Below are 559 nucleotides of genomic sequence, written 5' to 3'. Positions count from 1 at the left end.
ATTTTAGTCATAGGGTGAACGATAACCAGGCCGCGTACGCGTTTCTTCAGTTTACCGATGTCTGCCTGTTCTGCTTTAGTGATTTCACGAGAGAATGGCATATCTAACAGGCTTTTACGTTCTTTATTTAGTTCGTATGTTTGTTTGTGCTTAAGTTGCTTAAGCTTCTTTGTTAGATCTTCAACTTCATCCGTGAATTTAGAAATCATTTCGTGATCACCACGAGAACGTGCTGCATCCAGTTTACGTTGGCAGGTATCTACGCGGTTATGCAGCTTTTGAATATCAGTTTTAATGCTCATGGTAAATAGACTCAATTTTTTAATGGTCGAGGAGTATAGCATAGCTGAAAATCTACGCTCTACTATCCTCCTCGATTCTATGTTTAGTTGATTAGTTCATTCCCTGAAACTTGGCCGGAGAAGAAGGTTTCTACGTTGTTCAATGTCACAGATGCTATGTTATTCAGCGCTTCGTGAGTTAAGAAAGCTTGATGGCCAGTGAACAGAACGTTGTGGCATGCCGATAAGCGGCGGAAAACATCATCCACGATAACGTC

The 559-nt window shown here is 41.1% G+C and carries 1 protein-coding gene and 1 pseudogene; both read right to left on the bottom strand.

The genetic code is table 11. The features are described from left to right. On the bottom strand, positions 1 to 302 hold a 302-nt coding region (locus R7Q09_RS27480; protein WP_318144126.1), incomplete at its 3' end, for a YibL family ribosome-associated protein. 83 nt (positions 303 to 385) lie between these two features. Next, positions 386 to 559: pseudogene (locus R7Q09_RS27475) on the bottom strand (2-hydroxyacid dehydrogenase); the annotation flags it as partial.

The organism is Vibrio sp. 2130-1, assembly GCF_033339515.1.
Note: the sequence above shows the minus strand (reverse complement) of the source record. Positions and strands in the feature narration are given on the sequence as shown.